Raw genomic sequence first — 15323 nt, forward strand, 5'->3', positions numbered from 1 at the left:
TCAGGCCGGCGCGCTCCACTCCGCCACGAAGACCTCCCGGAACTCCCGCAGCCAGGCCAGGCGTGCCTCGCCCAGGCGACGCGCGGCCGGTGTGTTCATGCTGGCCGGCAGGGTCGCCAGCTTGACCTCGATGTGATCCAGCGACCAGGCCTGGTCGTCCTTCTCCCGGTGCAGGGCGAGGGGGTCGTCCGGATGGGCCAGTGACCAGCCCATCCGTCCGGCGGTATAGAACATCCGCGCCAGCCCCACCGCGCCGAGCGCGTCCATGCGGTCGGCGTCCTGCACGATCCTGGCCTCCAGGGTGGTCGGGGCGATGCCCGCCGAGAAGCTGTGGGCCTCGATGGCATGCGCCACGGCATCCAGCAGCGCTGCCGGAAAGCCCTCGGCCAGCAGCACCTCGCGGGCCTTGGCGGCGGCCAGGCGCGAGGCCTCGGCGCGTTGCGGATGGTTCTTCGGCAGATTCACCAGATCGTGCAGGTAGCAGGCCGCCAGCACCACCAGGGCATCGGCTTCCGGGTGCTCGTCGAGCAGTTGCCGGGCGACGCGCCAGACCCGGTGCAGGTGCTGGAGGTCGTGGGCGCCGTCACCGTCGGCGGCGGCAGTGGCGAGGGCGGCAAGGCGGGCTTGCCAGGTGTTCAGCAGGGTGTTCATGGGGGCAGGGCGATGGGGTCGAGGGCGGCGAGATGATAGCCCTTCGCGGTGATGCAATGCACCATGGCGGAACACGGGTGAGCCCGTGTGCGCTTTCCCGGTGCGCGAACGCACTGATGGAAGATGAGCCGGGCCCGCCGCAACGCGGGGTCGCGGGTTTTTCGCGCGTGGCATGGAACTCGCTATGAAAAAATTGACCATATGGTCAGGTTTTCAGGAGCGAGCCATGGCGTCCCATATCGTTCTCACCTCCCATCCCCGGGGCTCCGGCGGCAAGCAGGTCTCCGCGGTGAACTGGGGAGCCGCCAGTGCTGCGGCGCGGGGGCCGCTGGTGGCAGGGCTGGCCGAGCCGGCCCGGCGTAACGTGATAGGCACCCACTCGGGGTCCTACGCGGTGTACCGGGCCCTGGCCGTGGCCGCCGGCAACCTGCAGCGGGATCACCGCCCCGACCTGACCAACACCGTACCGGCCGCCCATATCGGCCCCCATCCCCAGTGGGGCGAACCAGGGCGCATCGTCTCCCTCGACCCCTGGGGCCACCGGGTGGCCCAGGAGTTCGCCGCCGAGATCGCCGCCGGGATGGACATCCGCCCGACCATCGCGGTCACCACCGCCCACATAAACATGCCGGAGCTGCGCGACGCCATCGAGGCCGGGCGCCTGGTGCCCGACGGCGACATCCTCGAAGCCAGCGGCGACGTGCGGGTGACCAAGGCGGCCATCGACCCGGTGTGGTACCTGCCGGGTGTGGCGGAGCGCTTCGGCATTGCCGAACACGCCCTGAGGCGGGCCCTCTTCGAGCAGACCGGCGGCATGTTCCCCGAGCTGGTGACGCGGCCGGACCTGAAGGTCTTCCTGCCCCCCATCGGTGGCATGACCCTCTATTTCTTCGGTGACGTGAGCCTCCTCGGCCGCCCGGAAACCCGCGTGGCCTGCCGCGTGCATGACGAATGCAACGGCTCCGACGTGTTCGGCTCCGACATCTGCACCTGCCGGCCCTACCTGGCCCACGGCATCGAGGTCTGCGTCGAGATGGCCCAGCAGGGCGGGGTGGGCGTGGTCATCTACAACCGCAAGGAAGGCCGGGCCCTTGGCGAGGTCACCAAGTTCCTCGTCTACAACGCCCGCAAGCGCCAGCGCGGCGGCGACCGGGCCGAGACCTACTTCGAGCGCACCGAATGTGTCGCCGGCGTGCAGGACATGCGCTTCCAGGAGCTGATGCCCGACGTCTTCCACTGGCTCGGCATCACCCGCATCGACCGCTGGGCGTCGATGAGCAACATGAAGCATGGCGCGCTCACCGCCGCCGGCATCCAGGTGGTGGAGCAGGTGGCGATCCCCGACGCGCTGATCCCCGCCGACGCGCGGGTCGAGATGGACGCCAAGGTGGCCGCCGGCTACTTCACCCCGGTGGCGCCCCCCAGCGTCACCGAACTGGCCCTGGCCAAGGGGCGGGGGTTGCATGCATGACCTGTAATTCGGGTTGGCACACCCCCGTCTCCGCCGGCCATCCGGCCGAGGCCCTGCTGCGACGCGACGCGGTGCGCAGCCGCTGCCGCATGGTCATGGCCCGCAGCCTGGCGGGGCTGTCGCCCTTCTTCACCTGGGACGAGAAGGCCCTGCCCGCCTGCGCCGAATACGTCGCCCAGACCATCCGCCTCAACTACCCCGACCTGGCCGTGCCCTACCACAGCCGCTGGCGCCATTTCGAGGCCGGGGGCGTCGATCGCTGGGGCGCCCTGGCCGCCCGCACAGGGCTCGACGGTGACGCGCTGGAGCGGGCCCGGGTCGCCATCGACCTGGTGATACCAAGCGTGCTGCTTGACGCCGGTGCCGGCCCCGAGTGGCATTACCGCGACGCTGCCGGCGGGCAGCGACTGGCCCGCTCGGAAGGCCTCGGCGTGGCCAGCCTGGCACTGTTTGCCGGCGGTGCCCTGTCGGCCGATCCGGCGAAGCCCCTGCGCTGCGATGCGGATGCCCTGGCCGGCCTCGGCAGCGACACCCTCGCCGCGGCCTTCCAGGTCGGACCAGCGAATCCCCTGGTCGGCCTCGACGGGCGCCTCGCCCTGCTGCAACGCCTCGGTGCGGTGATGGCCGCCACGCCCGCCGTCTTCGGCACCCCGGCGCGGGCCGGGCATCTGCTCGACTACCTCCTGGCGCGGGCCCCCGACGGGCGCATCGCCGCCGGCCTGGTGCTGGAGACCCTGCTGCGCGCCCTGGGGCCGGTGTGGCCCGGCCGGCTGCGCCTGCAGGGCGTGTCCCTGGGCGACTGCTGGGCCCACCCGGCCATGGAGGACGGCCTGCTACCCTTCCACAAGCTCACCCAATGGCTCACCTATTCGCTGCTCGAACCGCTGGAATGGGCTGGCCTCACGGTCACCGGGCTGGATGAGCTCACCGGCCTGCCGGAGTACCGCAACGGTGGCCTGCTGCTCGACTTCGCCCTGATCCGTCCGCGCGACCCGGCCTTCTGGAGCCACCGCTGGACGGTGGACGCGCCGGCCATCGTCGAATGGCGGGCCCTCACCGTGATCGGCCTCGACCGCATTGCCGAGGCGGTGCGCGGCGAGCTGGGGCTCGACGAGGCCGCCTTCCCCCTGGCCCGGGTGCTCGAAGGCGGTACCTGGTCGGCCGGGCGCCGCGTGGCCGCCCAGCGCCGCCCGGGTGGTGGGCCGCCGATCAGCCTGGTCAGCGATGGAACCGTTTTTTGACACCCTGGAACCGGAGGCCGCCATGACCGCATCCCCGACCGCATCCCTCAGTGCCGCCATAACCGTCATCGATCATCCGCTGCTGCAGCACAAGCTCTCCATGGCCCGCAGCGCCGACACCACCACCGACAACTTCCGCCGCCTGGTGCGGGAGATCGCCTCGATGCTGGCCTACGAAGTGACCCGCGACCTGCCCACCGAGCTGATCAGCGTCACCACCCCGGTGGCCGACTGCCAGGTGCCGGTGATCAGCGGCAAGAAGCTCTGCCTGGTGTCCATCCTGCGCGCCGGCAACGGCATGCTCGACGGCATGATCGACCTGCTCCCCGGCGCCCGGGTGGGGCACATCGGGCTCTACCGCGACCCGCAGACCCTGGAGGCCGTGGAGTACTACTTCAAGCTGCCGGAGGACGTGGAAGACCGCCTGGTGATCGTGGTGGACCCGATGCTGGCCACCGGCAACTCGGCCAGCGCGGCCCTGTCGCGGCTCAAGGAGGCCGGTGTCACCAGCCTCAAGTTCGTGTGCCTGCTGGCTGCGCCGGAAGGCATCGCCGCGCTGCAGGCGGCCCACCCGGACGTGCCCATCACCACCGGCGCGGTGGACAGCCACCTCAACGACCACGGCTACATCGTGCCCGGCCTCGGCGACGCCGGCGACCGCATCTTCGGGACCCGATGAGCGGGAGCAGGGGGCGGGTGGGGCGCATCCGCCAGCAACACGAAGGCACCATCCTGAAGGCCGCCGAGCACGTCTTCGCACGCTCCGGCTTCCAGGGCGCCACCATGGCCGAGATCGCCCTGCGCGCCGGCATGCCCAAGTCCAACCTGCACTACTACTTCGGCACCAAGGTGGAGGTGTACCGGGCCGTGCTGGCCCACATCCTCGAGCTGTGGCTGGCCGAGACCGACCGCTTCACCCCCGACGCCGACCCCCGCGAGGCCCTCAGCCACTACATCGAGGCCAAGATGCGCCTCACCGCCGAGCGCCCCGATGCCTCCCGCGTTTTTGCCAACGAACTCCTCCACGGCGCCCCCGAGATCGGCGATTATCTGCGCGGCGCGCTGCGTGCCCTGGTGGCCGACAAGTCGGTGGTGATCCGCGGCTGGATCGCCGCCGGCCGCATGGCCGCGGTGGACCCGGAACACCTCTTCTTCAGCCTGTGGGCCCTGACCCAGACCTACGCCGACTTCGAGACCCAGGTCGGCGCCGTGCTGGGGCGGAGCAACCTGGGCCCCGCCGACTACCGGCGCGCCACCGACCACGTACTGAACCTGGTATTGCGCGGCTGCGGCCTGATGCCGCCGGCCGCCATCGAGGAGCCCCCATGTTCGACCTGATCCTGCGCAACTGCACCCTGCCCGATGGCCGCCGCGGCCTCGACATCGGCATCCGCGACGGACACATCGCCGCCGTGGCGGCCGCGCTGCCCGGCCCGGCCGGCGAGGAGATCGACGCCGCCGGCCAGCTGGTGACTCCGCCCTTCGTGGATGCCCACTTCCACATGGACGCCACCCTCTCGTATGGCCTGCCGCGGGTGAACCAGTCCGGCACCTTGCTCGAGGGCATCGCCCTGTGGGGGGAGCTCAAGCCCCTGCTCACCCAGGAAGCCCTGGTCGAACGGGCCCTGGCCTATTGCGACTGGGCCGTGGCCAAGGGCCTGCTGGCGATCCGCTCCCACGTGGACATCTGCGACCCACGCCTGCTCGCGGTGGAAGCCCTGCTGCACGTGAAGGAGAAGGTCCGCCCCTGGCTCGACCTGCAGCTGGTGGCCTTTCCGCAGGACGGTGTGCTGCGCGCCCCGGGGGCCCTCGACAATCTCAAGCGCGCCCTCGACATGGGGGTGGATGTGGTCGGCGGCATCCCGCACTTCGAGCGCACCATGGCCGACGGCGCCGAGTCGGTGCGCATCCTGTGCGAACTGGCGGCCGAGCGCGGCCTGCCGGTGGACATGCACTGCGATGAATCCGACGACCCCCTCTCGCGGCACATCGAGACCCTGGCCTACCATACCCGGCGTCTCGGCCTGCAGGGGCGGGTGGCCGGCTCCCATCTCACCTCCATGCACTCCATGGACAACTACTACGTGTCCAAGCTGCTGCCCCTGATCGCCGAGGCCGGGGTGGCCGCCATTGCCAACCCGCTCATCAACATCACCCTGCAGGGCCGCCACGACACCTATCCCAAGCGCCGCGGCATGACCCGCGTGCCCGAACTGCTGGCCGCCGGCGTACCGGTGGCCTTCGGGCACGACTGCGTGATGGACCCGTGGTATTCGCTGGGCAGCGGCGACATGCTCGAAGTGGCTGCGATGGGCCTGCACGTGGCCCAGATGACCGGCCAGGACGCCATGCGCGCCTGCTTTGCCGCTGTGACGGAGACACCGGCCCGCATCCTCGGGCTGCAAGGCTACGGCCTGGCGCCCGGCTGCCGCGCAGACCTGGTGCTGCTGCAGGCCGGCGACCCGGTGGAAGCCCTGCGCCTGCGCGCCACCCGCCTGCTGGTGCTGCGCGCCGGCCGGGTGATCGCCCGCACGCCACCGGCCGTCGCCACCCTCATGTTGCCTGGCAGGCCGGCGAGCACCAGCTTCCGGCATGTCATGTAGAGCGGGCTGAAGCCGCCCCCGCGGTTTCCTGCTAATGTGCCGGCGTCATTCACCTGGAGCCGCCCATGAAATTCGCCTACACCATCCTCTACGTGGACGACGTGCCGCGCAGCGTCGCCTTCTACGAAGCCGCCTTCGGCCTGACACGCCGCTTTGTGCATGAGAGTGGAGACTTTGGCGAGATGGAGACCGGCGGCACCGCGCTGGCCTTCTCGTCGCGCAAGCTGATTGCCGCGCTGGGCAAGAACCCGGCGCCGGCCGACTACCGGGCGCCTACCTCCGAGATCGCCTTCAGCACCGCCGACGTGGCTGCCGCGGTGGCGCGTGCGGTGCAGGCCGGGGCCACCCTGGTGCAGGCGCCGGAAGCCATGCCCTGGGGGCAGACCGTGGCCTATGTGGCCGACCCGGATGGCTTCCTGGTGGAGCTGTGTACGCCGATGGGCGGCTGATCGGTTGATGGCGCCGCGGCCCCGGCCGGCCTTGCCGGGCGTTCAGTCGTCGTGCTTCGAGACATAGCGCAAGACCCCGTCCGGGCCCGGCTCAAGGCGGTGCACATCCCACTCCTCGGCGGTGCCGCTGCGGCGGGCTTCCAGCTTCTGGGCCAGCACCACGCGCCGGCCGTCGCTGCGCAGGTTGATCAGTCCATACACCGCCACGCTGCGCTCCAGGCGGGCCAGCAGGCTGTCGAGTTCGGCGTCCAGGGCGGCTTTCTGTTCCGCCGTGGTGGCGCTCTGGCGCCTGGTGTAGAGGGCCTTGATCTCGGCCCGCAGGGCCTGGGGCGCGCGGATGTTCTCCCGCGTGGAGCGGGCCAGTTCGGTGCTGAAGATGAGAGGGCGTTCGCCGCGGCTGTACTTGCCGAAGGCGCCGAGGGCGTCGGGGCGGGGATGGGCGTGGGGTTCGTCGTCGCCACTGGAGATCACGGTGGCTGCCGGATTGATGGCGCGGAGATAGAGCGAGCTGAAGTCGGCGCTGCCGTGGTGGCAGGCCTTGGCCACGTCCACCTCGAAGACCCGCCGCGCGGCGGCCACGAAGGCGCTGTCGTCGGTGCCGGCGGCGGGCAGGGGCAGGCCGGTGTGGGCGCGCAGCAGGTGATGTTCCGCCGCGATGTTGAGATCGCCGCCCAACATCACGCGGACCTGGTCATACACGAGCTTGAGCACCACCGAATGTCCGTTCTTGGTCTTGCCCTCGTCGCCGAACCAGCGCAGCAGGGGCTGACCGTCCACGATGTCGCCGCGCGGGCCGAGGATCTCGATGGAGAGGGGCTTGCCGGCCTCGAAGCCCGGCAGGTGGGAGCCCAGCGCACCGGTGCCGAGCAGCGCGTCCACGCGGCCTGATTCGAGGGCCTTGCGGAGCAGGCCGGGATAGAGTTTGCGCCCCGTGAAGGCCGGGTCGGCCACGCGGCGGCGCAGGGTGTCGGTGTCGTCGAGGGTCTCGGCGAGGTAGCGGATGCCGCCGGCCAGGCGGGTCGGCCCCAGGCTGGAGGTGCCGCTGCGCTCGACGATGCCGTTATGCACGATCCGCCGGAAGCGGAACTGGCGCGACTGGACGATGGGGCTGAAGCCCTTGTAGTGGTCCTGGTCGGGGTGGGAGATGACGCCGGTGTCGAAGGTGATGACCCGCTCCGGGGCGCTGCGCAGGTCGAAGCGCCAGCTCAGGAAGCGCATCATGTTGTCGGACTCGCCGGCATCCACCAGCAGGAAGCGGCCGTCGGGCAGCACCAGGAAAGCCCCGTCGCCCTGGCCGATGTCCACGAAGCAGATCTCCAGCAGGCGGGCGGGCTGCAGGTCGGTGCCCTGCATGAAGCCGGTGGCCCCGCGGGAGCGGACCTGCTGCCAGCCCGCTGAGGGCGGTGCAAGGAGGGTTACGTAGTCGCCCCAGATCAACTGCTTGATCTTCTTCTTGCGATTGGGCCCTTCGAAGATGAAGGGGGCAGGGTAGCCCGCAAAGGCATGCTCGCTCATGGCCGTCTCCCTGGCGCGAGGGCGCCGCTGGTGCTGCTACAGGCTCATCATGTCGGCCGTGCACCCGCCGATGTGGCTGGCCTTGAGATTGATCTTCATCTGCAGGGCCTGGCCGTCTTTCTGGATCACCTGGTCGATGCTGGAACGCAGGCTCCTGGCCGACACCGTGTTGTTGATGAACATGTCGGCCGAATTGCCGTCGGGCAGGGTGCAGCTCATCTTCCACGACGCATTGGTGTCAGTGCGCTTGGGGTCGCTGATGGAACACTTGGCGCCCTTCTTCTCCATCTTGTCGCGGTCGATGCCAGGGGTGAGGTAAGGGTCTTTGGCCAGGAACTCCTTGCTCAGGCAGACGCGCGAGGTGTTCTCGCTGACCGTCTTGAAGGGGCCGCTGGCGGTTTCCCGGGCGGTGAGCACGAGCTTCATCTCCCAGCCGCCCGCTTGCATGAGCGGGGAGGCGATGGAGGCCAGGGGCAGGGTGGCCAGCGCGGCGAGCACAAGGCGCTGGAGCAAGGCGGGTGAATACATTGTGGGGGCTCCCGATCCGGAATGTGAGGTGACGTTGGCATGATGCCACGGCCGGCCGTGCAAGGCAGTGAAGCGCTGCATGGGTGGCCGGTGCGGCGGTAGGCCGCAAGGCCCCGGCGGAGCCCGGCGAATCAGGCCGTGCCGGCGTCCCGCAGCGCGCCGTAACGCTGTTCCAGCTCGCGGCGCAGCTCCTTGCGCGCCTGGGCGGCCTGGAAGCGGCGCTTCTCCTCGGGGCTGAAGGGGCGCAGGGGCGGCACGCTCACCGGCTTGCGGTCTTCATCCACCGCCACCATGGTGAAGAAGCAGCTGTTGGCGTGGCGCACCACCTGGGTACGGATCTCTTCGGCGATCACCTTGACGCCGATCTCCATCGACGAATTGCCCGTGTAGTTGACCGACGCCAGGAAGGTCACCAGCTCGCCCACGTGGATGGGCTGGCGGAACATCACCTGGTCCACCGACAGGGTCACCACGTAGCAGCCGGCATAACGGGCCCCGCAGGCGTAGGCCACCTGGTCGAGCAGCTTGAGGATGGCGCCGCCATGCACGTTGCCGGAAAAATTGGCCATGTCGGGCGTCATCAGCACCGTCATGGTGAGCTGGTGAGCGGGGAGATTCATCGGGTGCTCCTGCGAGGGGGTGGGGGAGGGAGAACCCGATGAGAACCCACGGGGCCCAGGCGCGTCAAATGCCGTCACGCTTCTCAGTGCATTCCCCCTGCAGTAGGATGCACTCCCGATGATTGCGGGGTACTCGATGTGGACTCCGCCTGGCATCATGCCGCCCCTCCCGCGGCACAGTGCGGCCAATTCCCCTTGAATATCCCGCACACACCAGACCGATAGCAAAGGCGTTTTATGAGTGCGCAAGACCCTAAAAAATCCATCCTCGAAATCGTCAAGCAGCTGGTCAATCAGCATCCCGACCTGGCCCAGTCCATCGAGCAGCTGGCGCAGGAAGCACAGAAAAAGAACATCTTCGATTCCGATGTGCTGTGGACTCTCAACGCCGATCTCCTGGCCAAGTCCCGCTCGCAGCTGAGGCAGGACCTCTTTGTGCTGTCCGAGCTCGGCTACAAGCGCAACGGCTATTTCGTGGAGTTCGGCGCCACCAATGGCGTGGACCTCAGCAACACCCACCTGCTGGAAAAAGAGTTCGGCTGGAGCGGCCTGCTGGCCGAGCCCGCCAGGCTGTGGCATGCCGACCTGGCGAAGAACCGCTCGGCCAGGATCGACCAGCGCTGCGTGTGGAAGAAGTCCAATGAAAGCCTGGTCTTCAACGAAACCAGCTTTGCCGAGCTGTCCACCCTCGACCAGTACAGCGCCTCCGACATGCACGCCGAAGCCCGCGCCGGCGGCAAGCGCTATTCGGTGAACACCATCACCCTGATGGACCTGTTCGAGGAGCACGGCACCCCCCGCGAGATCGACTACCTGTCGATCGACACCGAAGGCAGCGAATTCGAGATCCTCGAAGTCTTCGACTTCAACAAGTACGACATCCGGGTGATCACCTGCGAGCACAACTTCACCCCCATGCGCGACAAGATCCACGACCTGCTGCGCCGCAACGGCTTCGTGCGCAAGTACGAGAAGCTGTCCCAGTTCGACGACTGGTATGTGAAGCAGCAGAGCAAGCCGATCTGGTCCTCCAGGGTCCCCGGCATCGTCTGAACCCGGCTCGGCAAGACGGCAAGAGGCCTTGTCAGGGCATGCCCGGAGTGATGATCTAGAATCAACAAACCGTCATGACGCACGGACGCAAGGCCTGCCGCAGTCAGCATCCCGGGCCGGCGGGCTCCCCCGTGACGCGGGGCGGAAAGGGAATGACCACACCGCAGCACCTGACGGTCAATGACTATGAGGAGACATCCCATGACGTTCCGTACCTGCAAGCTGTTGCTCGCCGCCCTGCTGGGTTCCGCACTCCTGATCAGCGCGCCCGCCCGCGCCGCCGACACCCCGCCCGACAAGCCCACGGGCCTCAGCGGTGCCGGCGACGCGGTCGGCCTGGTTGATCTTTCCCCCCACAACCTGCCCGGCGCCATCGGCGATTACGACCTGCGCGCCCGCACGATAGGCATCGCCCCAGGCGGCGGCATCAACGCCCACCCCCACGCCGGCCGCCCCGGCATCGCCCGCGTCACCAAGGGCACCCTCATCGAATACCGCGGCAGCACCGAACGCACCCTCAAGGTCGGCGACGTCTGGTTCGAGAACGCCGACACCGTGCACTGGTTCCGCAACCCCAGCAGCACCGAAGCGGCTGAATTGTGGGTGGTTGATCTGGTGCCGAAGAAGAAGTGAAGGCCTGATAGAGGGGAGAGGCTGCAGCGTCGCCGCCAAGGCTTCCTCGCCTGCTGGATGGACATGGCGCCGAGCTGGCGCTGCTCAAGACGACGCCCGCGAAAGCGGGCGTCGTCGTTGAATGCTCAATGGGACTAAAAGCACATAGGTCTCGTCGATCACGACAGGCATGCAATCTGGCGATCAACGCTAAACGCACCTAATAGTATCTTCAGCTTGCTGGCCAACGTCTAAACGAGGAGAGGGCGCCAATCGCCACTCTCTCCTTTAATTCGACGCGTCAGGAGTTCTCATGAGTCAACACGTCAGCGACGGTACCGCGATGGATCAATCCTCATCCGGTGATCGCCAGTCCGGTGCTCAGCATCGGACGCTAACCACATTGTTTGGGAACACTCAGAAGCTTGATGGCGGTGCCATGTTTGGCAACGCACCCCGCAGTCTGTGGCAGCGCTGGTTTCCGGTGGATGAGCAGAATCGCATTCATCTTGGATGCCGTGCCCTTCTCGTTCAGGAAACGGACCGCAATATTCTGGTGGAGGCTGGGATCGGCGCCTTCTTCAGCCCTGAGATGAAAGAGCGCTATGGCGTGGAGGAGGCCCGCCATGTATTGCTCGACCGACTGGCCGAGTTAGGGCTTGGCGATGCGGATATTGACGTCGTTATTCTGACGCATCTGCATTTTGACCATGCGGGTGGCCTGCTCACACCCTGGAAGGATGGTGAGGCGTCGAGCCTGCTGTTTCCGAACGCCCGTTTTGTGACGGGGCTCCGTCAATGGCAGCGCGCACGCCAGCCTCATGCGCGAGATCGGGCCTCCTATATTCCCGAGCTGCTTGATCTGCTGGAGGCGAGCGGCCGGCTTGAACTCATCGGTGATGGCATGGCGTCCGGCCTTCTTGGCGACGACTGGACTTTCCACTTCAGTGATGGTCACACGCCGGGGCAATTGCTGCCGGAGGTTGCCATGCCCAATGGTCCCGTTGTCTTTGGTGGTGATCTCATTCCCGGCGTCCCCTGGGTGCATCTGCCCATCACGATGGGCTATGACCGCTGTGCCGAGGGATTGATCGACGAGAAGACCTCGTTGCTGCTTGATTTGCTGGCACGCAATGGACGTCTGGTTTTTACCCACGACCCACTGATCGGCATCGGTCGGATCAGCCAGGACGGCAAGGGACGCTTCGGCATTTCGGAAGGCGCTCGGGAGGCTGTTGCACTGGCTGAGTAAGGCTGCTGGCAATCAGCGAAGAAATCTGCCTCGGCGGAAATTCTGGGTAAATGTGTATCTGCGGCTGCGCTACATACGTCCAAGAAGATGGGAGGCCGGACGGCCTGCCCATCTTCGAACCAGACATTGAAAGGGAATCAACATGGAACAACTTACTCACCGCGAACGTGAACTGGTAGCGCTGGGGGCTGCACTGGGCTGCAACTGCATCCCTTGCATTGAGCATCACATTCCGGAAGCTCGTAAGTCAGGACTGAGCGACATGCAGATCAAGGAAGCCATTGCACTGGCTGATCAGGTTCGGCAGGTTCCGGCGCGCAACGTGCTCAAGGCGGCCCTACAGCAATTTGATGCCGCAGGCGGCTCCGCCCAGCCTGAAACGACTCAATGTGCCGATCTGAGCAAGAACACCTCCCGGTGTTGCTGAAGCTTGAGTGGCCATGAAACTGCCGACAATCTGCCTCTGTCCGGAGAGTCTCACATGAACCACTCCCGCCGATACAGCCCCACCACAATCCTGCTTTGCGGGGGGGCCATCATCATGCTCTCCTTGGGGATTCGCCACGGCTTCGGGATTTTCCTTCGCCCGATGACGCTCGATTTGCAATGGCCACGGGCCACCTTTGCCTTTGCCATCGCTCTGCAAAATCTGGTGTGGGGCTTCTCGCAGCCGTTTGTCGGCATGGTCGCGGATCGCTTCGGGGCCGGTCGCGTTCTGGCAGTAGGCGGGCTGCTTTACGCTGCCGGCCTGGCCTCTATGGCGCAAGCCACGACCAGTCTTGAACTGGCGCTTTCGACGGGCGTGTTGATTGGTCTGGGGTTGAGTGGCACCTACACCATTGTCTTTGGGGTGGTGAGTCGGGCAGTGCTGCCGGAAAAAAGAAGTCTGGCTCTTGGCCTTCTGAGCGGCCTGGCCTCTTTCGGGCAATTTGCCATGTTGCCCTATGGCCAGGCGCTGATCAGCCATATCGGCTGGTGGTGGGCGCTGATGGTGCTGGCCATCAATGTGTGCTTGATCCTGCCACTGGCCATTCCTTTGGCCAGCGCTCGGGGCGTCAGCACCGGCACCTCGAACGTCCAGCAATCCGTAGCGTCAGCCCTGGCCGAAGCGCGTGCCCATCGCGGCTTCTGGCTGGTCACCCTGGGATTCTTCGTCTGTGGATTCCAGGTGGTTTTTATCGCGACACACCTGCCGGCTTACTTGCTTGACCAAGGTATGTCGGTCGATGTGGGAATGGTAGCTCTCGCCTTGATCGGCTTGGCCAACATACCTGGCTCGTTTCTGGCGGGTTATCTGGGGGGGCGATATCCGAAAAAGCGCCTGCTGACTGGCATCTATACTCTCCGGGCCGTGATCATCGTGGCCTTTCTGATGGCTCCGGTCAGCGAATGGTCGGTCTATCTGTTCGCCATTGCCCTGGGGCTGGTCTGGCTTGGTACGGTACCGCTCACCAGCGGTATCGTTGCACAGATCTTTGGTGTCCAGTACCTCTCAATGCTGTTCGGGATCGTCTATCTCGGCCACCAGATTGGTGCCTTTCTCGGCGGCTGGCTGGGCGGGTATGTCTTCGATGCGACGGGCAGCTATTTACTGGTCTGGATCATTGCGGCCTTGCTCAGCGGTCTGGCGGCACTGGTCAATCTGTTGGCCGACGATCGGGAAGTCGATCGCCGGGTCATGTCGTCTGTACCGGCATAGTGCCCATGAAGTCCAAAAAGTGGTTTTCGATGGCTCGGCAAGTTGGCTTTTCCATTCTGGCTGGTGGGGCCATTTTCGGACTCGTCTGGATAGCAGGCGCCTATCTGCAACCAGGCTTGCGGAAGGCCATCGTTTTTTCCGGCTTCGGACTATGCTGATTCCTCTGGAGATCAAGGTGTCTTGATGAATACACTCAAAACCGGACTTTCGATAGACAGCGCCCTGGCCGAGATAAGCCAGCCTGTTCTGCGTTACCTCGAACGTTACGTGGGCGATCGTACGCTTGCCGAAGACCTTCAGCAGGAGACCTTGCTGCGCATTGCGCGGGGCTTCGATACGTTCGACGGACGCTCGTCGCTCAAGACCTGGTCTTTTTCCATTGCCAACCGTGTTGCGGCTGACTATTTTCGTCAGCCAGAAAGGCGGCGGCAGATTGTCGAACTGGATGAGGCAAATGATGCCATCGATCCCGATCGCGAAATCGGCGAGCGGGTCATCGAAGACGAGATGAATCAGTGTGTTCGACAGGTCATCGACAGCCTGCCGGATAGCTATCGTTCCGCGCTCATCCTTTACGACCTGGAAGAACTGTCCATCGAACACACTGCGGAAGTCTGTCAGTGTTCCATAGCCAACGCCAAAATCAGGATTCACCGGGCCCGTCTTCGCTTGAAGGAGGCGCTGCAGGATCAATGTGCTTTCTACCGTGATGGCGAGGGCGTGTATCGATGCGATCGCAAAGCCTAGTGTGGCTTGGATGACTGCCCCGGCCAAAACTCAGTTCAATCCCCCGCCCTTCACCCGAAATGCGCCGGTGGCATCCCCGCCGTCTGCCCGCCGTCCACGAACAGCTCCGTGCCGGTGATCATCCCCGCCGCATCCGAGGCCAGGAAGACCACCGCGGCGGCGATGTCCGCCGGCTTGGCCAAGCGGCCCAGCGGGACCAGCTTCGACATGGCGGCGATCATGCTGTCGCGGCTGCCGTACAGGTCGGCGATGGGGTCGAGCATTTCGCTATCTACATAGGTGGGATGGATGGCGTTGCAGCGGATGGGGTAGCCCTTGTGGGCGCAGTGGAGGGCGACGGACTTGCTCAGCATGCGCAGGGCGCCCTTGCTGGCGCAGTAGGCGACCAGGTCGGGGGCGGCGCGTTCGGCGGCGATGGAGCCGACGTTGATGATGGCGCCGGGGCGGCCGCTGCCGGCTATGGCGCGGATGGCGTGCTTGCAGCCGAGGAAGGGGCCGGTGGCGTTGACGGCCATCAGTCTGTTCCAGTCGGCCAGGGCGAGGTCTTCGAAATCACCACCGAGGCCGATGCCGGCGACGTTGGCGAGGATGTCGAGGCGGCTCTCGGTGGAGATCACGTAGTCGAGGGCGCGGCACCAGGCGGTTTCGTCGGTGACGTCCAGGTGTACGAAGCCGGCGGCCGTGCCGATGCTGTCGGCGGTTTCCCAGCCGCCGCTTTCGTTGATGTCGGCGACGATGACGCGGGCGCCCTGGGCGGCGAGGGCCTGGGCGGTGGCCCGGCCGATGCCGGAGGCGCCGCCGGTGACGAGGGCGACGCGGCCGCTGAGGTCGAGCAGGGGGAGGGCGGTGGAGTGCATGGTGTGGTTTCCTGTGTGATGGAGC

Annotated in this window: 17 protein-coding genes; 12 read left to right on the forward strand and 5 right to left on the reverse strand. The window is 66.4% G+C overall.

Annotated features, from left to right (window positions below; genetic code table 11):
- Positions 1-651, reverse strand: coding sequence for an HD domain-containing protein (locus tag HHL15_RS20300; protein WP_169147639.1), 651 nt, complete (start codon positions 649-651; stop codon positions 1-3).
- Between the two features lie 226 nt (positions 652-877).
- Here HHL15_RS20300 and HHL15_RS20305 point away from each other — a divergent pair, with 226 nt between their 5' ends.
- The 6 genes from HHL15_RS20305 to HHL15_RS20330 all read left to right on the forward strand — a co-directional run bounded on the left by HHL15_RS20305 (position 878) and on the right by HHL15_RS20330 (position 6415).
- Complete coding sequence (locus tag HHL15_RS20305) at positions 878-2122, forward strand: GTP cyclohydrolase II (RefSeq protein WP_169147640.1); 1245 nt, start codon at positions 878-880, stop codon at positions 2120-2122.
- Positions 2119-3363, forward strand: coding sequence for a URC4/urg3 family protein (locus tag HHL15_RS20310; protein ID WP_169147641.1), 1245 nt, complete (start codon positions 2119-2121; stop codon positions 3361-3363). Before HHL15_RS20305 ends, HHL15_RS20310 begins: the two co-directional genes overlap by 4 nt.
- Before the next feature lie 22 nt (positions 3364-3385).
- The gene (gene upp, locus HHL15_RS20315; RefSeq protein ID WP_169147642.1) at positions 3386-4042 is read left to right on the forward strand and encodes a uracil phosphoribosyltransferase; all 657 of its coding nucleotides are present in this window, start codon (positions 3386-3388) and stop codon (positions 4040-4042) included.
- Positions 4039-4701, forward strand: a complete 663-nt coding sequence (locus tag HHL15_RS20320) for a TetR/AcrR family transcriptional regulator (protein WP_169147643.1) — start codon at positions 4039-4041, stop codon at positions 4699-4701. The genes upp and HHL15_RS20320 overlap by 4 nt, the downstream gene beginning before the upstream one ends.
- Entirely contained in the window at positions 4689-5966 is a 1278-nt protein-coding gene (locus tag HHL15_RS20325; RefSeq protein WP_169147644.1) for an amidohydrolase family protein, read from the forward strand. Before HHL15_RS20320 ends, HHL15_RS20325 begins: the two co-directional genes overlap by 13 nt.
- A gap of 65 nt (positions 5967-6031) precedes the next feature.
- The gene (locus HHL15_RS20330; protein WP_169147645.1) at positions 6032-6415 is read left to right on the forward strand and encodes a VOC family protein; all 384 of its coding nucleotides are present in this window, start codon (positions 6032-6034) and stop codon (positions 6413-6415) included.
- A gap of 42 nt (positions 6416-6457) precedes the next feature.
- Here HHL15_RS20330 and HHL15_RS20335 read toward each other — a convergent pair whose 3' ends face one another.
- From HHL15_RS20335 to HHL15_RS20345, 3 genes are all read right to left on the reverse strand, one after another.
- Positions 6458-7930 (reverse strand): ComEC/Rec2 family competence protein, encoded by a 1473-nt coding sequence (locus tag HHL15_RS20335; RefSeq protein WP_169147646.1) that lies wholly within the window; start codon positions 7928-7930, stop codon positions 6458-6460.
- Positions 7931-7966: 36 nt separating this feature from the next.
- The gene (locus HHL15_RS20340) at positions 7967-8458 is read right to left on the reverse strand and encodes a DUF3617 domain-containing protein (protein WP_169147647.1); all 492 of its coding nucleotides are present in this window, start codon (positions 8456-8458) and stop codon (positions 7967-7969) included.
- A gap of 131 nt (positions 8459-8589) precedes the next feature.
- Positions 8590-9078 carry an acyl-CoA thioesterase gene (locus HHL15_RS20345; protein WP_169147648.1) on the reverse strand — a complete coding sequence of 163 codons (489 nt, stop codon included), beginning with the start codon at positions 9076-9078 and terminating at the stop codon, positions 8590-8592.
- 237 nt (positions 9079-9315) lie between these two features.
- Between HHL15_RS20345 and HHL15_RS20350 the strand changes: the two genes are divergently transcribed.
- The 6 genes from HHL15_RS20350 (at position 9316) to HHL15_RS20375 (ending at position 14441) form a co-directional block, all read left to right on the forward strand.
- Positions 9316-10131 carry an FkbM family methyltransferase gene (locus tag HHL15_RS20350; protein WP_169147649.1) on the forward strand — a complete coding sequence of 272 codons (816 nt, stop codon included), beginning with the start codon at positions 9316-9318 and terminating at the stop codon, positions 10129-10131.
- Positions 10132-10332: 201 nt separating this feature from the next.
- Entirely contained in the window at positions 10333-10764 is a 432-nt protein-coding gene (locus HHL15_RS20355) for a cupin domain-containing protein (RefSeq protein WP_169147650.1), read from the forward strand.
- 292 nt (positions 10765-11056) lie between these two features.
- Complete coding sequence (locus HHL15_RS20360) at positions 11057-11995, forward strand: MBL fold metallo-hydrolase (protein WP_206198884.1); 939 nt, start codon at positions 11057-11059, stop codon at positions 11993-11995.
- Between the two features lie 142 nt (positions 11996-12137).
- A complete protein-coding gene (locus HHL15_RS20365; protein WP_169147651.1) occupies positions 12138-12422 on the forward strand; it encodes a carboxymuconolactone decarboxylase family protein in 285 nt (94 codons plus the stop codon).
- A 54-nt stretch (positions 12423-12476) separates the two neighbouring features.
- Positions 12477-13694: an MFS transporter gene (locus HHL15_RS20370; protein WP_169147652.1), complete on the forward strand. Its 1218-nt coding sequence runs from the start codon at positions 12477-12479 to the stop codon at positions 13692-13694.
- A gap of 183 nt (positions 13695-13877) precedes the next feature.
- Positions 13878-14441, forward strand: coding sequence for an RNA polymerase sigma factor (locus HHL15_RS20375; RefSeq protein WP_169147653.1), 564 nt, complete (start codon positions 13878-13880; stop codon positions 14439-14441).
- Between the two features lie 50 nt (positions 14442-14491).
- Here HHL15_RS20375 and HHL15_RS20380 read toward each other — a convergent pair whose 3' ends face one another.
- Positions 14492-15298 (reverse strand): SDR family NAD(P)-dependent oxidoreductase, encoded by an 807-nt coding sequence (locus HHL15_RS20380; protein WP_169147654.1) that lies wholly within the window; start codon positions 15296-15298, stop codon positions 14492-14494.
- Between the last annotated feature and the right edge of the window lie 25 nt (positions 15299-15323).

The sequence above is a fragment of the Zoogloea dura genome (assembly GCF_012927165.1).
GTDB classification, from domain to species: domain Bacteria; phylum Pseudomonadota; class Gammaproteobacteria; order Burkholderiales; family Rhodocyclaceae; genus Zoogloea; species Zoogloea dura.